At 62.2% G+C, this 19,256-nt stretch carries 17 protein-coding genes; 6 read left to right on the top strand and 11 right to left on the bottom strand.

Going from position 1 to position 19,256, the window contains the following annotated elements:
* Window positions 1-11: 11 nt before the first annotated feature.
* On the top strand, window positions 12-1,691 hold the full coding sequence (locus tag HY836_RS08370; protein ID WP_290675403.1) for an NAD(P)/FAD-dependent oxidoreductase: 1,680 nt from the start codon (window positions 12-14) through the stop codon (window positions 1,689-1,691).
* Here HY836_RS08370 and HY836_RS08375 read toward each other — a convergent pair.
* A complete protein-coding gene (locus HY836_RS08375) occupies window positions 1,660-2,808 on the bottom strand; it encodes a methyltransferase domain-containing protein (RefSeq protein WP_290675405.1) in 1,149 nt (382 codons plus the stop codon). The two genes, HY836_RS08370 and HY836_RS08375, sit on opposite strands and share 32 nt — an antisense overlap.
* 38 nt (window positions 2,809-2,846) lie before the next feature.
* Window positions 2,847-6,332 (bottom strand): transcription-repair coupling factor, encoded by a 3,486-nt coding sequence (gene mfd / locus HY836_RS08380; protein WP_290675407.1) that lies wholly within the window; start codon window positions 6,330-6,332, stop codon window positions 2,847-2,849.
* Between the two features lie 91 nt (window positions 6,333-6,423).
* Between mfd and ispD the strand changes: the two genes are divergently transcribed.
* Window positions 6,424-7,176, top strand: a complete 753-nt coding sequence (gene ispD, locus HY836_RS08385; protein WP_290675409.1) for a 2-C-methyl-D-erythritol 4-phosphate cytidylyltransferase — start codon at window positions 6,424-6,426, stop codon at window positions 7,174-7,176.
* Here ispD and HY836_RS08390 read toward each other — a convergent pair.
* From HY836_RS08390 to HY836_RS08400, 3 genes are all read right to left on the bottom strand, one after another.
* Window positions 7,121-7,888 (bottom strand): zeta toxin family protein, encoded by a 768-nt coding sequence (locus HY836_RS08390; protein WP_290675411.1) that lies wholly within the window; start codon window positions 7,886-7,888, stop codon window positions 7,121-7,123. The two genes, ispD and HY836_RS08390, sit on opposite strands and share 56 nt — an antisense overlap.
* Before the next feature lie 123 nt (window positions 7,889-8,011).
* A complete protein-coding gene (locus tag HY836_RS08395; protein WP_290675413.1) occupies window positions 8,012-8,380 on the bottom strand; it encodes a type II toxin-antitoxin system Phd/YefM family antitoxin in 369 nt (122 codons plus the stop codon).
* 134 nt (window positions 8,381-8,514) lie between these two features.
* On the bottom strand, window positions 8,515-9,717 hold the full coding sequence (locus tag HY836_RS08400) for an ammonium transporter (RefSeq protein ID WP_290675415.1): 1,203 nt from the start codon (window positions 9,715-9,717) through the stop codon (window positions 8,515-8,517).
* 318 nt (window positions 9,718-10,035) lie between these two features.
* Here HY836_RS08400 and ispF point away from each other — a divergent pair, with 318 nt between their 5' ends.
* A complete protein-coding gene (gene ispF / locus HY836_RS08405; RefSeq protein ID WP_290675417.1) occupies window positions 10,036-10,524 on the top strand; it encodes a 2-C-methyl-D-erythritol 2,4-cyclodiphosphate synthase in 489 nt (162 codons plus the stop codon).
* On the opposite strand, the gene HY836_RS08410 is transcribed toward ispF, so the two are convergent.
* Both HY836_RS08410 and ompR read right to left on the bottom strand, forming a co-directional pair.
* Window positions 10,525-11,853, bottom strand: coding sequence for a sensor histidine kinase (locus tag HY836_RS08410; protein ID WP_290675419.1), 1,329 nt, complete (start codon window positions 11,851-11,853; stop codon window positions 10,525-10,527).
* 3 nt (window positions 11,854-11,856) lie between these two features.
* Complete coding sequence (ompR, locus tag HY836_RS08415) at window positions 11,857-12,594, bottom strand: two-component system response regulator OmpR (protein ID WP_290675421.1); 738 nt, start codon at window positions 12,592-12,594, stop codon at window positions 11,857-11,859.
* 218 nt (window positions 12,595-12,812) lie between these two features.
* Between ompR and HY836_RS08420 the strand changes: the two genes are divergently transcribed.
* Window positions 12,813-13,553, top strand: a complete 741-nt coding sequence (locus HY836_RS08420; RefSeq protein ID WP_290675423.1) for an SIMPL domain-containing protein — start codon at window positions 12,813-12,815, stop codon at window positions 13,551-13,553.
* Between the two features lie 39 nt (window positions 13,554-13,592).
* On the opposite strand, the gene HY836_RS08425 is transcribed toward HY836_RS08420, so the two are convergent.
* The 3 genes from HY836_RS08425 to phaP form a co-directional block, all read right to left on the bottom strand.
* Window positions 13,593-14,351: an arginyltransferase gene (locus HY836_RS08425; RefSeq protein ID WP_290675425.1), complete on the bottom strand. Its 759-nt coding sequence runs from the start codon at window positions 14,349-14,351 to the stop codon at window positions 13,593-13,595.
* 7 nt (window positions 14,352-14,358) lie between these two features.
* A complete protein-coding gene (aat, locus tag HY836_RS08430; RefSeq protein WP_290675427.1) occupies window positions 14,359-15,096 on the bottom strand; it encodes a leucyl/phenylalanyl-tRNA--protein transferase in 738 nt (245 codons plus the stop codon).
* Window positions 15,097-15,346: 250 nt separating this feature from the next.
* Window positions 15,347-15,901, bottom strand: coding sequence for a TIGR01841 family phasin (gene phaP, locus HY836_RS08435; protein ID WP_290675429.1), 555 nt, complete (start codon window positions 15,899-15,901; stop codon window positions 15,347-15,349).
* Between the two features lie 304 nt (window positions 15,902-16,205).
* Between phaP and ppa the strand changes: the two genes are divergently transcribed.
* Entirely contained in the window at window positions 16,206-16,739 is a 534-nt protein-coding gene (ppa, locus tag HY836_RS08440) for an inorganic diphosphatase (RefSeq protein ID WP_035034904.1), read from the top strand.
* Between the two features lie 113 nt (window positions 16,740-16,852).
* On the opposite strand, the gene HY836_RS08445 is transcribed toward ppa, so the two are convergent.
* Window positions 16,853-18,160, bottom strand: coding sequence for an aspartate aminotransferase family protein (locus HY836_RS08445; protein ID WP_290675431.1), 1,308 nt, complete (start codon window positions 18,158-18,160; stop codon window positions 16,853-16,855).
* A gap of 320 nt (window positions 18,161-18,480) precedes the next feature.
* Here HY836_RS08445 and aceA point away from each other — a divergent pair.
* On the top strand, window positions 18,481-19,256 hold a 776-nt coding region (gene aceA, locus HY836_RS08450), incomplete at its 3' end, for an isocitrate lyase (RefSeq protein ID WP_290675433.1).

Raw genomic sequence — 19,256 nt, forward strand, 5'->3', positions numbered from 1 at the left:
AATCCGCGCCTATGCTGCGAATCACCGAACTGCGCCTGCCCCTGAACCACGCCGAGGGCGACTTGCGTCCTGCCATCGTCAAGCGACTGGGGATCAAGGACGCACAACTCCAGAACTTCACTGTTTTCAAGCGCAGTTACGACGCGCGCAAGAAAACGGCCATCGTGCTGATCTACACCGTGGACTGCGAGTTCGCCAGCAGCGAGATCGAGCAAGGCCTGTTCAAGCGTCTGGGCCAGGATCAGCACATCCGCCCCACGCCTGACACCAGCTACAAGTTTGTGGGCCATGCGCCGGCAGATTACAGCCAGGAAAAGCGACCCATCGTGATCGGCTTCGGGCCGTGCGGGATCTTCGCGGCCTTGATCCTGGCGCAGATGGGGCTGCGCCCGATTGTGCTGGAGCGTGGCAAGGAAGTGCGCCAGCGCACCAAGGACACCTGGGGCTTGTGGCGTCAAAGCGAGCTCAACCCGGAATCCAATGTGCAGTTTGGTGAAGGTGGCGCCGGCACGTTTTCGGACGGCAAGCTCTACAGCCAGATCAGTGATCCTCGTCACCTGACGCGCAAGGTGCTGACCGAGTTTGTCAAGGCCGGTGCACCTGAAGAGATCCTGTTCGTGGCCAAGCCCCACATCGGCACCTTCCGGCTGGTGAGCATGGTCGAGAAGATGCGCGCCGATATCGAAGCGCTGGGCGGTGAGATCCGTTTCCAGCACCACGTCACGGATGTGATGATCGACCAGGGGCAGGTTCGGGGCGTGACGCTGGAAGGTGGCCAGCAGATCGAAGCAGATCATGTGGTGCTGGCGCTGGGGCACAGTGCGCGCGACACCTTCAAGATGCTGCACGAGCGCGGCGTCTACATGGAGGCCAAACCATTTTCGATCGGCTACCGCGTGGAGCATCCGCAAAGCATCGTCGACAAGGCGCGCTTCGGCCCCAACGCCGGCAATGAGATTCTGGGGGCGGCGGATTACAAGCTGGTCCACCATGCCAGCAACGGGCGTGCGGTCTACAGCTTCTGCATGTGCCCGGGCGGCACCGTGGTGGCGGCCACGTCTGAACCGAACCGTGTGGTCACCAACGGGATGAGTCAGTATTCGCGCAACGAGCGCAATGCCAACGCGGGCATCGTGGTGGGCATCTTGCCGCAGGACTATCGCCAGGATGGCTTGCACGAGGGCCCGGTCAACCCGCTGGATGGCATCGCTTTTCAGCGTTTCTGGGAGTCACGCGCCTATGAGTTGGGCGAGGGCGGTTACATGGCCCCTGGGCAACTCGTGGGTGACTTCATCAAGGGGCAGCGCAGCAAGGTGCTGGGCAACGTGATGCCGTCCTACAAACCTGGTGTGACGCTGACCGATCTCGCGCAACCGGGCAACGGCAGCCTGCCAGACTACGCCCTGGCCGCCATCCGCGAAGCCCTGCCTGCGTTTGAAAAACAGATCAAGGGCTTCTCCATGCCGGACGCCATGCTGACGGGTGTCGAGACGCGCACCTCATCGCCATTGCGCATCACGCGTGGCCGCGATTACCAGAGCCTCAACGTCAAAGGCTTGTATCCGGCTGGCGAGGGGGCCGGATACGCCGGCGGCATCATGTCGGCCGGCGTGGATGGCATTGAAGTGGCTGAGGCTGTCGGGGCCTCGATCCTGGGGCTTATCGTTTCCAAAGACCCAGGTAGCCATTGACCGGCGTGTGCTTTTCGTAGCGTAGGACGGTAGGCTGCATTTGAAGCACTTCAAAGCCATATTCGGTGGCCAGTCGGTTCATGTAGGTCAGCGATTGGCTGTATCGGCCGGTGGTTTCCAGTCGGTAATCGCCTTGGTCTGCCTCTAGCGTCTCTACCGAGAATGCGAGGACCCCATTGGGACGCAGCAGGCGTCTGGCTTCCTGAATGATGGTGTCCAGTTTGCCGATGTAGACGAACACGTCGGCAGAGACGATGACATCGTAGCTGGCATCGGCTTCATCCTTGAGCATGTCATGGATGTCCGCGCAGACCAGCCGCTGGTAGATCTGGCGTTCGTGCGCTTTCTCCAGCATGCGGGCAGACAAGTCAACCCCCACCATTTGTCGAGCCATGGGGGCCATGGTCACGCCGGCCAGTCCGGTGCCGCAACCAAGATCCAGTACATCCCATTTGTCTGGTGAGGGGCTGGTTTGGCTCTTGACCAGCGTGGCCAGTTGCGAGGGTACTTGGCAACGCAGATCACCCTGCAGGTGAGCATCGAAGGTGTCGGCATAGGTGTCAAACACCTGGGCCACGTATTGCGCAGGGGCTTTGCTTGTGGTCTGCTGGCTCAGGGTATTGACCAAGTGCTGGGTGTAGCCATCGTCAGGCGAGATCTTGAGTCGTCGTTGGAATAGCGCGAGGGCCTCATTCAGTTTGCCCTGACTGAGCGCCACTTCCGCCAGGTTGCCAATGGCGTTGGCAAAGTCCGGCTTGAGTTCAATGGCGCGGCGATAGCAGGCGTCCGCGTAGTCCAGGTTGCCAAGTGCCTGGTGGGTGCTGCCCAGATTGTTGAAGGCCTCCCAGTCCATGGGCATGATGGACGCCGCAGTTTGCATGGGTTCCAGCGCTTCCGTTGCACGCCCTTGCTGTTTCAGCGCTGCGCCCAGCAGCTTCCAGCCGAAACCGTCGCCAGGGTATTGGGCGCTCAGGTTGCGGGTGTAGCGCTCCAGTTCGCCGAAGTTGCCCTGGTTGTAGAGCGTGACGGCAATCTGCCGTTCAAGCGGGCTGGCCGCAGTTTGACGGGCTGCGGGTGGCTGAGGGGCGAAGATGTGGGATTGGGCGTGTTTTTTCATGAGGGTCCTCCTGGGCGAGTATCCGATAGCTTGTGGGTTCACGCCTTGATGGGTTGCCCTAAAGCGCGCAGCAGATCGCGCACGTACTGAGCGCGGTCTTTCGGGTCTGACAGGGCCTTCTCGATGCGCAGCTTGTCGTTGCCCGCCAGCTTGATCTGCTTGTTCTTCTGCACCAGCTCGATGATGCGCAGGGGCTCCACGGGCGGGTTGGGGCGGAAGGTGATGTTGATGATGCCGGGCGCCGCATCGATCTTGATCACGCCATAAGGCTTGGCCTGCACGCGCAGCTTGTGCGTGTCGAACAGGGCCTGGGCCTGCGGCGGCAGCTTGCCGAAGCGGTCCACGATTTCTTCCAGCATGGTCTCGATCTTGTCGAGCGAATCGGCGGTGGCCAGGCGCTTGTACAGGCTCAGTCGCACATGCACATCGCCGCAGTAGGCGTCGGGCAGCAGGGCGGGCGCATGCAGGTTGATGTCGGTGTTGCTGCCAAACAGGCCCGATGGCGACAGCAGATCAGGCTCCTTGCCTGACTTGAGCGCACGCACCGCTTCGCCCAGCATCTCGTTGTAGAGCTGGAAGCCCACTTCCATCATGTTGCCGCTCTGGTTGTCGCCCAGCACTTCACCGGCGCCGCGGATCTCCAGATCGTGCATGGCCAGGTAGAAGCCGGAGCCCAGCTCTTCCATGTTCTGGATGGCGTCCAGGCGTTGGGCGGCCTGCTTGGTCAGGCCCTCCACATCGGGCACCAGCAAGTAGGCATAGGCCTGGTGGTGGGAGCGGCCTACACGGCCACGCAACTGGTGCAACTGCGCCAGGCCGAACTTGTCGGCGCGGCTCATCACGATGGTGTTGGCGCTGGGCACGTCGATGCCGGTCTCGATGATGGTCGAGCACAGCAGCACGTTGTGGCGCTGGGCCACGAAGTCCCGCATCACGCGCTCCAGCTCGCGCTCGGGCATCTGGCCGTGGGCGATGGCGATGCGCGCCTCAGGTATGAGCTCGGTGAGCTTGTCGCGCCGGTTCTCGATGGTCTCCACTTCGTTGTGCAGGAAGTAGACCTGGCCGCCGCGCTTGAGCTCACGCAGGATGGCCTCGCGGATCGTGTTGCTGCTTTCGGATCTCACGAAAGTCTTGATGGCCAGGCGGCGTTGTGGGGCGGTGGCAATGACGGACAGATCGCGCAGGCCTTCCATCGCCATGCCCAGCGTACGCGGGATGGGTGTGGCCGTGAGCGTGAGCACGTCGATGTCGGCGCGCATGGCCTTGATGGCCTCCTTGTGGCGCACGCCAAAGCGGTGTTCTTCGTCGATGATCAACAGGCCCAGTCGCTTGAACTTGACCGAGTCGCTCAGCAGCTTGTGTGTGCCGATGACGATGTCGATGGTGCCGTCTTCCAGGCCTTGCATCGCGGCCTTGATCTCCTTGGCGGACCGAAAGCGCGACATCTCGGCCACCTTCACGGGCCATTGCGAGAATCGGTCCGAGATGTTCTGGTAGTGCTGTTCGGCCAGCAGGGTGGTAGGCGCCAGCAGTACGACCTGTTTGCCGCCTGTGACGGCCACAAACGCGGCGCGCAGGGCCACTTCGGTCTTGCCGAAGCCCACGTCGCCGCAGACCAGGCGGTCCATGGGGCGAGGGCTGATCATGTCCTGGATCACGGCATGGATGGCCGCGCGCTGGTCGGCGGTTTCTTCAAAGCCGAAGCTGGCGGCAAAGGCCTCGTAGTCCTGCGCCGAGAAGCGGAAGGCAAAGCCTTCACGGGCCGCGCGGCGGGCATACAGGTTGAGCAGCTCGGCGGCGGTGTCGCGCACCTGCTCGGCGGCCTTGCGCTTGGCCTTGTCCCATTGGGGCGAGCCCAGCCTGTGCAGGGGCGCCTCTTCGGCGCTCACACCGGTGTAGCGGCTGATCAGGTGCAGTTGCGACACCGGCACGTACAGCGTGGCCTTGTCGGCGTATTCCAGGTGCAAAAACTCGGAGGGGCCATCACCCAGATCCAGGTTGATCAGACCCTGGTAGCGCCCGATGCCGTGGTTGCTGTGCACCACCGGGTCACCCACGTTCAGTTCGCTCAGGTCCTTGATGAGCGAATCCAGATCGGTGACCTGTTCGGACTTGCGGCGCCGGCGCGTGGTGGGTGTGGCGTCGAACAGTTCGGTTTCGGTGACGAACTGGATGCCAGCCTTGGCGTTGGCCGGGTCGTTCCAGATGAAGCCGGCAGCCAGGGGGGCGGCCGTGATCGCATGGCGATGGTCGCTGTCCACAAAGGCCTGCAGCGTGTCGATGCTGGGCAGGTTGATGCGGTGGTCGCGCAGCAACTCCATCAGGCTTTCGCGGCGGCCGGCACTTTCGGCCACGACCAGCACGCGCTGGCCGATCTGGTCGGTCTTGCCGATGTGTTGTTCGAGCTTGCGCAGCGGGTCCTGGCCACCGCGCTCCACGCTCAGGTCGGGCAGGGGGCGGGCCCACTCTGTAGGCTCGGTGCCGCGCACGGCCAGTTGGGCATGCGCATTGGCCAGGGTGAAGAAGTCTTCGACCTTGAGGAAGAGGTCTTCGGGCGGCAGCAGAGGGCGCTCGGGGTCGTGCTGCAGGAAGCGGTGGCGCTCTCTGGTTTCGGTCCAGAAACGCTTCAAGGCCTCGTCCACCTCGCCGTGCATCACGATCACGGCCTGTTCGCCCAGGTGATGGAACAGCGTGGAGGTCTCATCGAAGAACAGAGGCAGGTAGTACTCGATGCCCGCCGTGGCCACGCCGCTGCCGATGTCCTTGTAGATGCGCGACTTTGTCGGGTCGCCCTCGATGCGTTCGCGCCAGCGGCTGCGGAAGGCACCGCGCGCTGCTTCGTCCATCGGGAACTCGCGGCCTGGCAGCAGGCGCACTTCGGGCACGGGGTAGAGGCTGCGTTGCGAATCCGGATCGAAGGTGCGGATGGAGTCGATCTCGTCGCCAAACAGGTCCACTCGGTAGGGCACCAGCGAGCCCATCGGGTAGAGGTCGATCAGGCCGCCGCGCACGGCGTATTCACCGGGCGACACCACCTGGCTCACATGCGTGTAGCCCGCCAGCGTCAACTGCGACTTCAACGCGGCTTCATTGAGCTTTTGCTTTTGCTTGAAGTGGAAGGTGTAGGCCGCCAGGAAGGAAGGCGGCGACAGGCGGGTGAGCGCCGTGGTGGCAGGCAACAGCACCACGTCCACACCCGTGTCCGTCTTGACGCCTTGCTGGATGCGCCACAGCGTGGCCAGGCGCTCCGAGATCAAGTCCTGGTGCGGCGAGAAGGTGTCATAGGGCAGCGTTTCCCAGTCCGGGAAGATGGCGCAGCGAAGGTCCGGCACGAAGAAGGCGATTTCATCGAGCAGGCGCTGGGCGTCTGCCGGGTCGGCCGTCATCACCGCCGTGATCTGCCCCTGGGCCTTGCGGCTTTGGGCAAAACGAGCCAGCAGCAGTGCATCGCCCGAGCCCGCTGGGCGGGGGACGGTGTAGCGTTTGCCGGGAGCAATGGAAGGCAGGGGCAGGGCAGGCAGCATGGCGCAGAAATGACAAAGCGCCCGGCAACGAGGGTGGCCGGGCGTGTGATCCAGATTCAATCGTGCATTTTAGGTGGGCGACAATCTCCCCATGTCACTCACGATCGCTTCTCACGAATTCAAAGCACGTTGTTACGCCCTTGTCCCATGTGCGGGCGTGGGGGAGCGGGCGGGCGTTGGCGGCCCCAAGCAGTATCACCCCGTGGCAGGGCAGGCTGTGGTGGCGCACACGCTGGCGGCTTTGGGGGCCGTGGCGCGCATCGAGGCCACCTTGGTGGTGTTGTCACCTGAAGACGCCTTGTTCGAGCAGCACGTGCCCGGCTTTGAGGGGCCCAAGGGCTGGGTGGCCCGTGTGGGCGGGGCCTCGCGTGCCGAGAGCGTGGCCAATGGCCTCAACGAGTTGCTGGTGCGGGGCGCGCAGCCCCATGACTGGGTGCTGGTGCACGATGCGGCACGCTGTCTGATCCAGCCCGATTGGGTCAATCGCCTGATTGATGCCTGTGAAGACGATGAGGTGGGCGGGCTGCTGGCCTTGCCTTTGGCAGATACCTTGAAGTCGGCGGCCCCAGGTGATCAGGGCGAAGCCCGGGTTCAAGGCACTGTGGACCGAGCGGGTAAATGGGCCGCGCAGACACCGCAGATGTTCCGTCTGGGCTTGTTGCGTCCGGCCTTGATGTTGGCCTTGTCGGATCCCGCAACGGCTGCTGCCATCACTGATGAGGCCAGCGCCGTCGAGATCCTGGGGCATCAACCCAGGCTGATCCCGGGCGCATACGACAACTTCAAGGTCACTTGGCCGGGCGATTTCGCTTTGGCCGAACGCTTGCTGTCGACGCGTCCTTGAGCGCCTCGGCCTCAGGCACCGTCTGCGCGTCAGATTGCAGTTTGAGCGCGGCCATCACCACGGGTTTGGCCCATTCAGGCGTGGCCATCAAGGCTTGCGCCGAAGCCGGCACCAGCACGCTGGCCTGAGCTTTGCGCGTACCTGTGGCCGCACCTTGAACCCATTGCAGCACGAGCCTGGGTTTCGGGGCCTTGCCTTGATGCGGGTCGGCTTCGTCGCTGTTGTCGTACACGCGCAGTTCAGCCAGGTGCGGCAACAGCTCGATCAGCTGCAAGCGGCTTTGATCGAAGCGCCGGCGGATATCGGCTTCGGGGATGTCGTGGCCACCTTTTTTGACGCGTGCCTTGACGCGCGCCAGGTGGTGTTCCGGGCTGGCCAGGCCCACGTACCAGATGCGGACTTCAAAGCCACCGGCGGCCGCCTGCTTGAGCAAGGCCGCAAAGCTCTTGCCGCCCAGCGTTGTCTCGAAGTTGTAGTCCAGGCCCTTGGCAATGGCGTGTTGCAGCAGGCGCTTGCCTTCGTGCCATGCGGCGCTGTTGGCTTGCGTGGCGCTCAGATGGGGTTGGGCCTGGCGAATGCGGGCCGCTGCTTCATCCGGGTTGAAGTACTCCCCGCCGCGCGACCGGATGGTGGCGCCGCCAATGCTGCTCTTGCCCGCACCATTGGTGCCGGCCAGAACAAAAAGTCGGGGAACGTGGGCAGTCTTGGCCACGGGCTGTCTCTCTGAATTTGGATATGGGTGTCTCGCACCGTGCGTGAAAGCGATGCGGAGATCGTGTGCCCATCGAGATGAGCGTGGTCAGTGTTGGCCAACTGACCGTGGCAGCGGTGTACTTCAGCTGTGGCGCGACGAGGCTCGTGCAGTCTTGGCTGCTGCCACAGCGGCCTGGCCCAATTCAGCCGGATCGGCATCGAACGCGTCCATCATGGCATCGCGTGAGGCGGGTGTCTGCATGCGCTGCAGCAGGGCATCAAATTCGTGGCTGAGTGTGTCCAGCGGTCTGGCTTGCGCACCCAGCAGGGCCTGATACGCATCCAAAGACAGCACCACAGCGGTGGTGCGATCCCGTTTGGTGATGGCCACCATGCCCTGGCTGGACGCGGCATCCAGTACGCGGCCAAAACTGTTCTTGGCTTCAGTGGCTGAAAACTCGGTCACCGGGACATCCTCGCCACGAGGATTACGCAAAGTTAGCGCGGTCATGATTGCCTTTGTTTCGATGCTGTTGGCTATTTTAGCTATTTCGGCCAATCTGTCCAGTTTGTGAGCCTGATTGCGCCATGAAAAAAGCCCGGCGCGGGGCCGGGCTTGCGTACAACAGGGCCGTGGCTGCCCGATTACCAGGAGACTTCCTGCTCCGGCGTGGCTTTGATGCGGTGCAGAGACAGGTCGGCGCCTTCGTACTCTTCCTCGTGCGACAGGCGCAGGCCCATCACCTTGTTGAGGATGCCGTAAACCAAGCCACCCGTTACCAGCGCAAAGGCCAGCACGCACAAGGTGCCCACCACCTGCGCGCCCAAGTTGACGCCACCTGCACCACCGAGCGCCGTCTGGCCAAAGATGCCGGCCGCGATGCCCCCCCAGGTGCCACAAAGTCCGTGCAGTGGCCACACGCCCAGCACGTCGTCGATCTTCCACTTGTTCTGGACCAGGGTGAACATGATCACGAAGATGGCGCCGGCAATGGCACCCACCACCAGCGCGCCGGCGGGGTGCATGATGTCCGAGCCAGCGCAGACGGCCACTAGGCCAGCCAGGGGGCCGTTGTAGGCAAAGCCGGGGTCATTCTTGCCCATCAGCACGGCCACCAGGGTGCCGCCCACCAGGGCCATCAGCGAGTTCACGGCCACCAGGCCGGAGATCTTGTCGATCGTCTGGGCACTCATCACATTGAAGCCGAACCAGCCCACAGCCAGGATCCACGAGCCCAATGCCAGGAAGGGGATGCTCGAAGGCGGGTGAGCCGACATGGCGCCATCCTTGCGGTAGCGATTGCGGCGCGCGCCCAGGATCAGCACGGCAGGCAGGGCAATCCAGCCACCAAAGGCGTGAACCACCACGGAGCCGGCAAAGTCATGCAACTGGCCTCCGGTCAGGTTCTGCAACCAGTCTTCGAAACCAAACTTGTTGTTCCACACAGCGCCTTCGCACAGTGGGTAGAAAACGCCCACGATCACCGCTGTGGCGATCAACTGGGGGCCAAACTTGGCGCGCTCGGCGATGCCGCCAGACACGATGGCGGGGATGGCCGCGGCAAAAGTCAGCAGGAAGAAGAACTTGACCAGGGCGTAGCCATTGTTCTGGGCCAGGGTGCCGGCACCCACAAAGAAGTCGACGCCGTAAGCGATCGTGTAGCCCACGAAGAAGTACACGAGGGTCGACACGCAAAAATCCACCAGGATCTTGACCAGGGCGTTCACCTGGTTCTTGCCGCGCACCGTGCCGAGTTCAAGGAAGGCGAAGCCCGCGTGCATCGCCAGCACCATCACGGCGCCCAGAAGGATAAACAGCGCATCCGCGCCTTGTTTGAGTTGGTCCATTCTTTGACTTTCAAAAAGAACACGACGCCGCACCGAAATGAATCGTGTGCTGCGTCTTGGGTCAATACGCACCATAAGTAAGCAATATACGTGCCTGCATTTGGGGCGATCAGGTTTGATTTTGTGCGTCAACAACGCAATGTGGTGCGCAAACTTGGTGCCTGGTGCCGTTGGTGTGAATGTGAGTGAACCAATGTGGTGCATATGTGGAGGTAGGCAGGCCTTCCACGGCCTGACGCCAGCAGGACTGGCGCATGGGCGCGCTTCATTCCGCAGGACAATACGGGCTGCGTCATTCACATTTGAAGCGTCACCAACATGTCCTTGCCAGTCATACGCGTCGGAGAGGGGTGGGATACCCATGCCCTGGTCACAGGTCGCCCCTTGATCTTGGGCGGCGTCACCATTCCTCACACGCACGGTTTGCTGGGGCACTCGGATGCCGATGCCTTGCTGCACGCCATCACGGACGCGCTGCTGGGCGCGGCTGGCATGGGCGACATCGGCCGGCACTTCCCGGATACCGACCCGCAGTTCAAGGGCGCCGATTCCATCGTGCTGCTCAAGGAGGCCGCGCGGCGCGTGATGGCCGAGGGCTGGCAGATCGGCAATGTGGACACCACCATCGTGGCCCAGGCGCCCAAGATGGCGCCTCACATTCCGCTGATGCGCGAGCGCATTGCGCAGGCACTGGATCTGGCGCCTGATGCCGTGAATGTGAAGGCCAAGACGGCCGAGAAGATGGGCCCGGTAGGAGAAGGGCGTGCCATCGAGGCACGCGCCGTCTGCCTGTTGCTCAAGCCCTGATCAGGGCGCGCGCTTGAGCTTGATGTGCGCCACCAGGCCACCGCCCGGTGCGTTGGCGATCTCGAAACCGCCACCCATGCGCTGCAATGCTTTTTCTACAATGGCCAGGCCGAGGCCAGCGCCCGTGGCGGCCGTGCGCGCCGCATCACCCCGGAAGAAGGGCGTGGTCAGCTGAGACAGCTTTTCTGCCGCCACGCCGGGGCCGTGGTCGCGCACGCTGAGGATCACCCACGAGCCTGAGCGCGTGTAGCTCACGTCCACGTTGGTCACGCCTGTATAGGTGTTGCGGCCATAACGGCGCGCATTCTCGAACAGGTTGGTGAGCACGCGGCTCAGTTCGGTTTCGTCCGCCATCACCTTGGTGTCGATGGGCAGCTTGGCCGTGATGCGGATGCGCTTGGTGTCGCGGAACTGGCTGATCGATTTGTCCACCACCGAAGACACGTGCACCGGCATCAGTTCGACGTTGCCCGGGCGGGCGTAGTCCATGAACTTGTCAATGATGGCGTCGAGCTGGTCGATGTCGGCGGCGATGTTGCGCTTGGCTTCTTCGTCCACCACGCTCATCTCGGCCTCCAGGCGCAGGCGGGCCAGCGGTGTGCGCAGGTCGTGCGAGATGCCGGCGAGCATCACCGCGCGGTCTTCGTCCACCTTGGCCAGTTCGCGCGCCATGCGGTTGAAGCCCTGGTTCACTTCGCGGATCTCGCGGGTGATCATGGATTCATCCAGCACCGAGTCGTACTCGCCTTCGCGTATTCGGCTGGCGGCAAATGACAGCTCTTTGAGCGGCTGGTTGATCAGGCGCGCGATCACGGCCGATCCCAGCATGGTGGCGACCAGCGCGATGCCCACCCAGATGAACCACGTTCGCCCCGTCATGGGCGCGACGCGGTTGCTATCGGCCTGTAGCCAGTAGTTGTCCTTCTCGATCTGGAAGCCCACCCACAGGCCTTGTACGCCGTTGACGCTGCTGGCCACGATCGTGGTCGGCCCCAGGCGAGAGCGCAACTCCTTGCCGATGGCCTGCGTGAAGCGGTTGACTTCAAATGGCTCGAACCGGTCGGATGGCTCGTGCGGCTTGAGCGCGATCGATTCCTGATCGAAGAGGGTCTTGATCAGGGTGACGCGGTTGATGCTGTCTGCATAGCGCAGGGCTGTGCGTGACAGGTTCACCAGGCTGGCGATCTGTTGAGCGGCTTGTACCGAACGAGGTTCGAATTCCAGAGCCTTGAAAGTCTGTACCCACGCGACAATGCCGGCCGTGAGCAGCAGACCCAGCAGGATGAACGTCCGCCAGAACAGACTGAGGGCGAAACGCTTTCTAGGCATTCATCAAGCCCCACCATCCGGCACGAACACATAACCCACACCCCAGACGGTCTGGATGTAGCGAGGTTGTGCCGGATCGGGCTCGATCATCTTGCGCAGACGCGAGATCTGCACGTCAAGGCTGCGGTCAAACGGTTCGAATTCGCGGCCACGTGCCAACTGAGCCAGCTTGTCGCGTGACAGGGGTTGGCGCGGGTGGCGCACCAGGGCCTTGAGCATCGAGAACTCGCCGGTGGTCAGGGAGATGGGCTCACCTTCCTTGCTCAGACGACGCAGGGCCAGGTCGAACTCGAAGGGGCCGAACTGAACGGTCTGAGCTTCCTTGGCCGGGGCGCCAGGGGCTTCCTGGGCCGGGCGGCGACGCAGCACGGCATGGATGCGGGCCAGCAACTCGCGAGGGTTGAACGGCTTGGGCAGGTAGTCGTCGGCGCCCACTTCCAGACCCACGATGCGGTCCACATCCTCGACTTTGGCGGTCAGCATGATGATGGGGGTGATGTCGTTGGCGGCGCGCAGGCGGCGGCAGATCGACAGGCCGTCTTCACCGGGCAGCATCAGGTCCAGCACGATCAGGTCGACCGTTTCACGCGTCAGCAGGCGGTTGAGCGCCTTGGCATCTTCGGCCAGCAGGACTTCGAAACCCTCCTGGCTCAGGTAGCGGCGCAGCAGATCGCGGATGCGCGCATCGTCATCGACCACGAGCACGCGGTCGGGACGCTGGTTGGGAGTCGTAGAGGTCATCTCTGCATTCCTCGGCATTTGTAACAGACGCGGATTGTGCGCAGTTTATGCGCACGAAAACCGGTGCGCTGACCAGCTGTTACAAATATTGCGACCGTATGAACACCTCGTCAAGCCCTTTGCATGCTGTGGATCTTTGTCGTCGGCGAGCCGTCGATGTGCGTTAAGTTGAGGTGCCCGCCATCTCGGCCGGGTGCCACTTAGAAAGAAGGTCATTGATGCGACAAGCGTTTTCGTCCCGTTCCGGTCTGTCCCGCACCTTGAGCGGATCCTTGCTGGCCAGTGCGCTGGCCATGGGTGCTTGCGCCGTGCATGCCGAGGCAGAAGCGCAGCAGAACGTGGTTCGTTTCTCCGCTGGTGTCACGCAGGAGGTCACGCAGGATCTGCTGATCGTCACCCTGCAGGCGACGCGAGAAGGCAGCCAGGCGGCTGACGTGCAGGCTGGCTTGAAGCAGGCGATGGAAGCGGCGCTGGCCGAGGCACGCAAGTCGGCGCACCCGCAAGGCATGGAGGTCCGCACAGGTACGTTTTCGGTGCAGCCCCGTTACAACAATTCGGGGCGCGTGAACGGTTGGCAAGGCTTTGCGCAACTGATCCTCGAAGGAACAGATGTGGCCCGCATCACCCAGACCACCGGGCGCATCAACCAGCTCAATGTGATCAACGTCAGTTATGGCCTGTCGCGCGCCTTGCGCGAGCAGTACGAGTCAACGCTGACCAGTCAGGCGATTGCCCGCTTCAAGACACGCGCCTCGCAGATCGCGACAGACTTTGGCATGAAGGGCTACACCCTGGGGGACGTGACGGTTTCGTCGACCGACCCGGGCTTCGAGCCGCGTCCGTATCTGGCCAAGGCCATGGCCATGCGCGCCGAAATGGCGGATGCGCCGCTGCCCGTGGAGCCTGGGAAGGGTGTGCTGTCGGTGACCGTCAACGGTCAGGTCACGCTCAAGCCCTGACGGGTTGAGGCAGGCTCAGAACGAACGGGCCTTGCTCGTTCAGCCTGCCGCCGGGTAGCTGGTCTGGTCGCGCCACTGGCCGCCAACCAGCACCTGGTGCGGGAGGAACTGTGCCTTGTAGGCCATCTTCTGGCTCTCGGCAATCCAGTAGCCCAGGTAGAGATTGGCCAGCCCCAGGTCATGGGCCTGCTGGATCTGCCACATGATGTTGTACGTGCCGTAGCTCGTGTGGGGCTCGGGCTCGTAGAAGGTGTAGACCGCTGACAATCCATCGTTGAGGATGTCCAGGATGGACACGATCTTCAGCTTGCCTTGCGTTTCACCGGGCAGGGGTGGCTCACGGAACTCCACGAGGCGGGAGTTCACACGGCTTTGCAGCAGGAACTGGGTGTACTGATCGACCGAGTCGTGGTCCATGCCGCCACCCTTGTGCCTGCCAGCCTGGTAGCGCAAATACAGTTGGTAGTGTTCTGGTGTGAAGCACAGCCTCAGCACGCGCGCTTCCAGGTGCTGGTGAGCTTTCCAGGCGCGCTTCTGGCTGCGGCTGGGCTCGAAGCGCTCCACCGGTATGCGCAGGGGCACGCAGGCCCGGCAACCGTCGCAATAGGGCCGGTACGTGAACATGCCGCTGCGGCGAAAGCCGTTGCTGACCAGGCCGGAGTACACATCCGCATTGATCATGTGACTGGGCGTGGCCACCTGCGAGCGAGCGGCCTTGTTGTCAAGGTAGCTGCACGGGTAGGGTGCCGTTGCATAGAACTGCAAGGACGCCAGTGGAAGATCTTTGAGGTGCGTCACGGAGGTGTCAGGCGCTGCGCTCGAGGTGAGACCAGAAAGCATCATCATAGGCCCAAACGGAGGGCGGATTTTGATCGACCACCCCCCGCAAATGGGACTCGAAATCACCTCGTGAAATAGCCCGTGCACCCAGGGTGGCGAGGTGGCTGGTTTGCTGCTGGCAGTCGATTAACGTGATGCCGTTTTCCCTGCAAAAACAAACCAGCGCAGCCAAGGCAATCTTGGAGGTATCCGTGCGCCAGGCGAACATGGATTCGCCGTAGAACATGCGGCCGATGCTGACGCCATACAGGCCGCCCACCAGTTCACCATCCACCCAGGTTTCAAAGGAGTGCACGCGCCCCTGCCGGTGCCACTGTCCGTAGACCTCGCGGATGCCTGGCACGATCCAGGTGCCGTCCTGGCCCTCTCTGGGCGTGCCCGCACACGCCAGCATCACCTCGTCAAAGGCGCCGTCGATGCGGATCTCGCAACCTGGTGAGCGCAGGAACTTCGCGATGGTTTTGCGCAAGGATCGATGAAGCTTGAACTCGCTGACGGGCAGCACCATGCGTGGATCGGTTGTCCACCACATGACGGGCTGGCCCTGACTGAACCAAGGGAAGATCCCGCGACGGTAGGCTGCCTCCAGCCGTTGTGGCGACAGATCTGCACCAGCAGCCAGCAGGCCGGGCGCGTCCGTTTCAGGGCCCAGCGCGGTGGCCGTGTCAGGGAAGGGGGTGTCGGGTTCCAGCCAGGGGATCATGTTGCCATGATAAGAAAGCGCGAGCGTGAAATCGTGCGGACAGAAAAAAAGCCCGATGGCGAACCATCGGGCTTGAAAGGTACCTTAGAAAAGGTTCAGGAGGTACCGAGGAGACAACCTTTCAGGGAGTGTCGCTTGTCCAGAGCGACATCTCTCAGATTCGGTTCCGGGGCCAAAGTTCAAGTTGACCGGGCTCACAAACCTGCAAAGTTTTGTAATCCCAATCGAACGGGCCCCTGACTGTCCGTTCTCAGGCAGCCTTGCGCGACTTGGAAGTCGCAGCTTGCGTGGCCTTCACCGCGGTGTTGGTGATGGCCTGGAAGTTGGCTTCAGCGACGTCAGCAGCTTGCTTGGCAGCCTTTTGCACGGAGTCGAAAGCGTTGTTGGCGGCGGCGACAGCCGACTTCACCAGCACGACGGCGTTTTCAGAGCCGGCAGGTGCGTTCTTCACAGCGTTGTCCACCACGGAGGCGAACTTCTTCTGGGCTTCAGCCATTTGCGACTCGGCCAGCTTGCTCACTTCGGCGCTGGTGGACGAGGCGATGTCGTACAGATGACGGCTGTAAGCAGCGGCCTTTTCTGCGGAAGGTTGCAGCATGGCAGCTTGCAGAGCCAGCAGTTCCTGGGCATCCTTGACGGCCAGCACAGCCTTGGTGTGCTCAGCGGCTTCGTCCAGCGTGGCCTTGGCAACTTGCAGGTTCAGTTCCAGAACCTTTTCGACACCTTCGAAAGCCTTTTGGCCCAGGTCGAACAGGGTAGCGAGGTTGGCTTTCTGGGTGGCCAGCAGTTGTTCAGCGGTCAGCATGACGATTCTCCGTACGTGTTGATGGGTTGAATTGCAGTTGGCTTGATGGTTCTGAAACCTTTGTTGCGCTGCAACATGATTCTCAGTATAGGCATCCGGAAAAACTTTGCAAGTACTTTTTGTGCGGTGCAGCAAAAGTGCCGCGCAAATGTCAAAAAATTTACTTTCTGATGGTTTGCTGCACTTGTCGGCAGCTTGTTGCACCACAGACGTCCATGAGCGTTCCTTCCGTGGTCAATAAGGTGCCGGCTTCGCCTACACTTGCCGACGCCCAAAATATTTACTCACTTGTGATCCATTCATCATGAGCCTGCTCAACGTTCCTGCTGGCGCCAAGGCGCCTGACGTCTTCAACGTCATCATCGAAATCCCCGCCAACGCTGATCCGATCAAGTACGAGATCGACCACGAAACCGGCGCCGTCTTCGTCGACCGTTTCATGGGTACAGCCATGCACTACCCCTGCAACTACGGCTACGTGCCTCAGACCATCGCTGCTGACGGTGACCCCGTCGACGTGCTGGTCGTGACACCTTTCCCCCTGCAGCCTGGCGTGGTCATCCCTTGCCGTCCTCTGGGCATCCTGAAGATGGAAGACGAAGCTGGCGGCGACTCCAAGCTGGTGGCCGTGCCGACCGAAAAGATCTGTGCCATGTACAAGGACATCCAGAAGCTGGAAGACCTGCCTGTGCTGCTGGTGTCGCAGATCAAGCACTTCTTCGAGCACTACAAGGATCTGGAGCCCGGCAAGTGGGTGAAGGTCACCGGCTGGGATGGCATCGATGCCGCCAAAGCTGAAGTGACCACCGGTCTGGCTGCTTTCGCCAAGCAACACTGACCTGAAGATCGGGCAGGGCGCCTCGCGAGGTGCCCTGCAAAGAAAGAAGCCGCCTGCGTGAGCAAGGCGGCTTTTTGTTTGGGTGCGTTCGAGCCTGTGGAGGGCCCGTTGAATCAGGCAACGCGCTTGATCACCTTCTCCAGCGTCGATACGATCTGATCAATCTGGCTGTCGTTGATGATCAGTGGTGGCGAGATGGCGATGTTGTCGCCCGCGGCTCTCAGCAGCACGCCTTCTTCCCAGCAACCCAGGAAGACCTCAAAAGCCCGGCGGCCAGGTGCGGCACCCGCCCGTGGCGCGAACTCGATGGCGCCGACCATGCCGGTGTTGCGGATGTCCACGATGTTGGGCAGGCCCTTTAGGCTGTGTACCGCCGCTTCCATCTTGGCGTGCATGGCCTGGCCGCGCGTGAGCAGGCCTTCCTCATCGTAGGTGTCCAGCGTGGCCAGGGCCGCGGCGCAGGCCATGGGGTGGCCGGAGTAGGTGTAGCCGTGTGGCAATTCGATGCCCGCTGGCGCTTGCATGAAGGTGTCGTGGATGCCTTGCTTCACGAACACCGCGCCCATCGGGATCGTGCCATTGGTGATGCCCTTGGCGGCGGTGATCATGTCCGGCGTGACGCCATAGACCTGCGCGGCAAAGGGTGCGCCCAGGCGCCCGAAACCGGTGATCACCTCGTCAAAAATCAGCAGGATGCCGTGCTTGTCGCAGATGTCGCGCAGGCGCTGCAGGTAGCCCTTCGGAGGCAGCAGCACACCGGTGGAGCCGGCCATGGGTTCCACGATCACGGCCGCGATGGTGGAGGCGTCGTGCAGGGCAACCAGACGCTCCAGGTCATCTGCCAGTTCGGCACCATGCTCCGGCTGGCCTTTGGTGAAGGCGTTGCGTGCCAGATCATGCGTGTGGCGCAGGTGATCCACGCCCGAGAGGCTGGAGCCGAACATCTTGCGGTTGGGACCCATGCCCCCGAGCGCCGTGCCCGCGAAGTTGACACCGTGGTAACCACGTTCACGACCGATCAGGCGCGTGCGATGCGACTCGCCGCGCAGGCGGTGGTAGGCCAGGGCGATCTTCAGCGCCGTCTCGACCGATTCCGAGCCGGAGTTGGTGAAGAACACGCGATTGAGGCCTTCCGGCACGTACTTCTGCAGGCGGTCTGCGAGCTGGAAGGCCAGTGGATGGCCCATCTGGAAGGGCGGGGCGAAGTCCATTTCGCCGGCCTGGCGGGCGATGGCCTCCACGATGCGGGGGCGGCTGTGCCCTGCATTGACGCACCACAGGCCGGCGGTGCCGTCCAGGATCTGGCGGCCTTCTGGCGTCCAGTAATGCATGTCCTTGGCCTTGCTCAGCAGGCGCGGCGCCTGTTTGAAGTCGCGGTTGGCCGTGAAGGGCATCCAGAAGGCGTCGAGGTTCAAGTCCATGTTGTTCTCCTTGTCGAGGCTCGGTGCGGGCCTGCGGTCATGGCGCACCGCTGGCCTCAATGGCACCAACTTTGCTCGCAAAAAGTGACAAATCGGCTCCGGGCTAGCCCTCGCGCTGTTCGGGTGCGGGTCTCTGCCGTCGCGTTCGTGCGACTTTGTTGTCTTTTTGCGTCAATCAATTGCGCATTCCTTCGCGCACTCTTCCCCCGCGTATGAAGGGGCTGGTCTTATATAAGACATAAGTCTTTGCAAGCTGCCTCAAACCAACGTAGAATCGCGGGTTTTCAAGTACTCCCCTACCAACCCCCGGAGATCTCGTCATGACGAAACTCACACGTGAACAGCAAATCGCTGCCCTGGAAAAAGACTGGGCCGAAAACCCCCGCTGGAAGCTGGTCAAGCGCGGTTACTCCGCTGCTGACGTTGTGCGCCTGCGCGGCAGCCTGCAGCCTGAGTACACCCTGGCCAAGAACGGCGCTGAAAAGCTGTGGGAAAAGGTCAACGGCGGTGCCAAGAAGGGCTACGTGAACGCTTTCGGCGCCATCACCGCTGGTCAAGCCATGCAACAGGCCAAGGCCGGTCTGGAAGCTGTGTACCTGTCGGGCTGGCAAGTTGCTGCTGACGGCAACACCTCCGAAACCATGTACCCCGACCAGTCGCTGTACGCTTACGACTCCGTCCCCACGATGGTTCGTCGTATCAACAACACCTTCAAGCGCGCTGACGAAATTCAGTGGGGCCGTGGCATCAACCCAGGCGACGAAGGCTTCGTTGACTACTTCCTGCCTATCGTTGCTGACGCTGAAGCCGGTTTCGGTGGCGTTCTGAACGCTTTCGAACTGATGAAGAACATGATCGCCGCAGGTGCTGCTGGCGTTCACTTCGAAGACCAGTTGGCCGCTGTGAAGAAGTGCGGCCACATGGGCGGCAAGGTGCTGGTTCCTACACGTGAAGCCATCGAGAAGCTGATCGCTGCTCGTTTCGCTGCTGACGTGATGGGCGTGCCCACCATCGTTCTGGCTCGTACCGACGCTGAAGCTGCCAACCTGCTGACCAGCGACTACGACGAAAACGACAAGCCTTTCCTGACTGGCGA

This window comes from Aquabacterium sp. (genome assembly GCF_016234775.1).
Classification (GTDB): domain Bacteria; phylum Pseudomonadota; class Gammaproteobacteria; order Burkholderiales; family Burkholderiaceae_C; genus Aquabacterium.

Coding starts and splice junctions, on each gene's coding strand:
- HY836_RS08370 (WP_290675403.1), top strand. CDS start 12: ATGCTGCGAATCACCGAACTGCGCCTGCCCCTGAACCACGCCGAGGGC.
- HY836_RS08375 (WP_290675405.1), bottom strand. CDS start 2,808: ATGAAAAAACACGCCCAATCCCACATCTTCGCCCCTCAGCCACCCGCA.
- mfd (WP_290675407.1), bottom strand. CDS start 6,332: ATGCTGCCTGCCCTGCCCCTGCCTTCCATTGCTCCCGGCAAACGCTAC.
- ispD (WP_290675409.1), top strand. CDS start 6,424: ATGTCACTCACGATCGCTTCTCACGAATTCAAAGCACGTTGTTACGCC.
- HY836_RS08395 (WP_290675413.1), bottom strand. CDS start 8,380: ATGACCGCGCTAACTTTGCGTAATCCTCGTGGCGAGGATGTCCCGGTG.
- HY836_RS08400 (WP_290675415.1), bottom strand. CDS start 9,717: ATGGACCAACTCAAACAAGGCGCGGATGCGCTGTTTATCCTTCTGGGC.
- ispF (WP_290675417.1), top strand. CDS start 10,036: ATGTCCTTGCCAGTCATACGCGTCGGAGAGGGGTGGGATACCCATGCC.
- HY836_RS08410 (WP_290675419.1), bottom strand. CDS start 11,853: ATGCCTAGAAAGCGTTTCGCCCTCAGTCTGTTCTGGCGGACGTTCATC.
- ompR (WP_290675421.1), bottom strand. CDS start 12,594: ATGACCTCTACGACTCCCAACCAGCGTCCCGACCGCGTGCTCGTGGTC.
- HY836_RS08420 (WP_290675423.1), top strand. CDS start 12,813: ATGCGACAAGCGTTTTCGTCCCGTTCCGGTCTGTCCCGCACCTTGAGC.
- aat (WP_290675427.1), bottom strand. CDS start 15,096: ATGATCCCCTGGCTGGAACCCGACACCCCCTTCCCTGACACGGCCACC.
- phaP (WP_290675429.1), bottom strand. CDS start 15,901: ATGCTGACCGCTGAACAACTGCTGGCCACCCAGAAAGCCAACCTCGCT.
- ppa (WP_035034904.1), top strand. CDS start 16,206: ATGAGCCTGCTCAACGTTCCTGCTGGCGCCAAGGCGCCTGACGTCTTC.
- HY836_RS08445 (WP_290675431.1), bottom strand. CDS start 18,160: ATGGACTTGAACCTCGACGCCTTCTGGATGCCCTTCACGGCCAACCGC.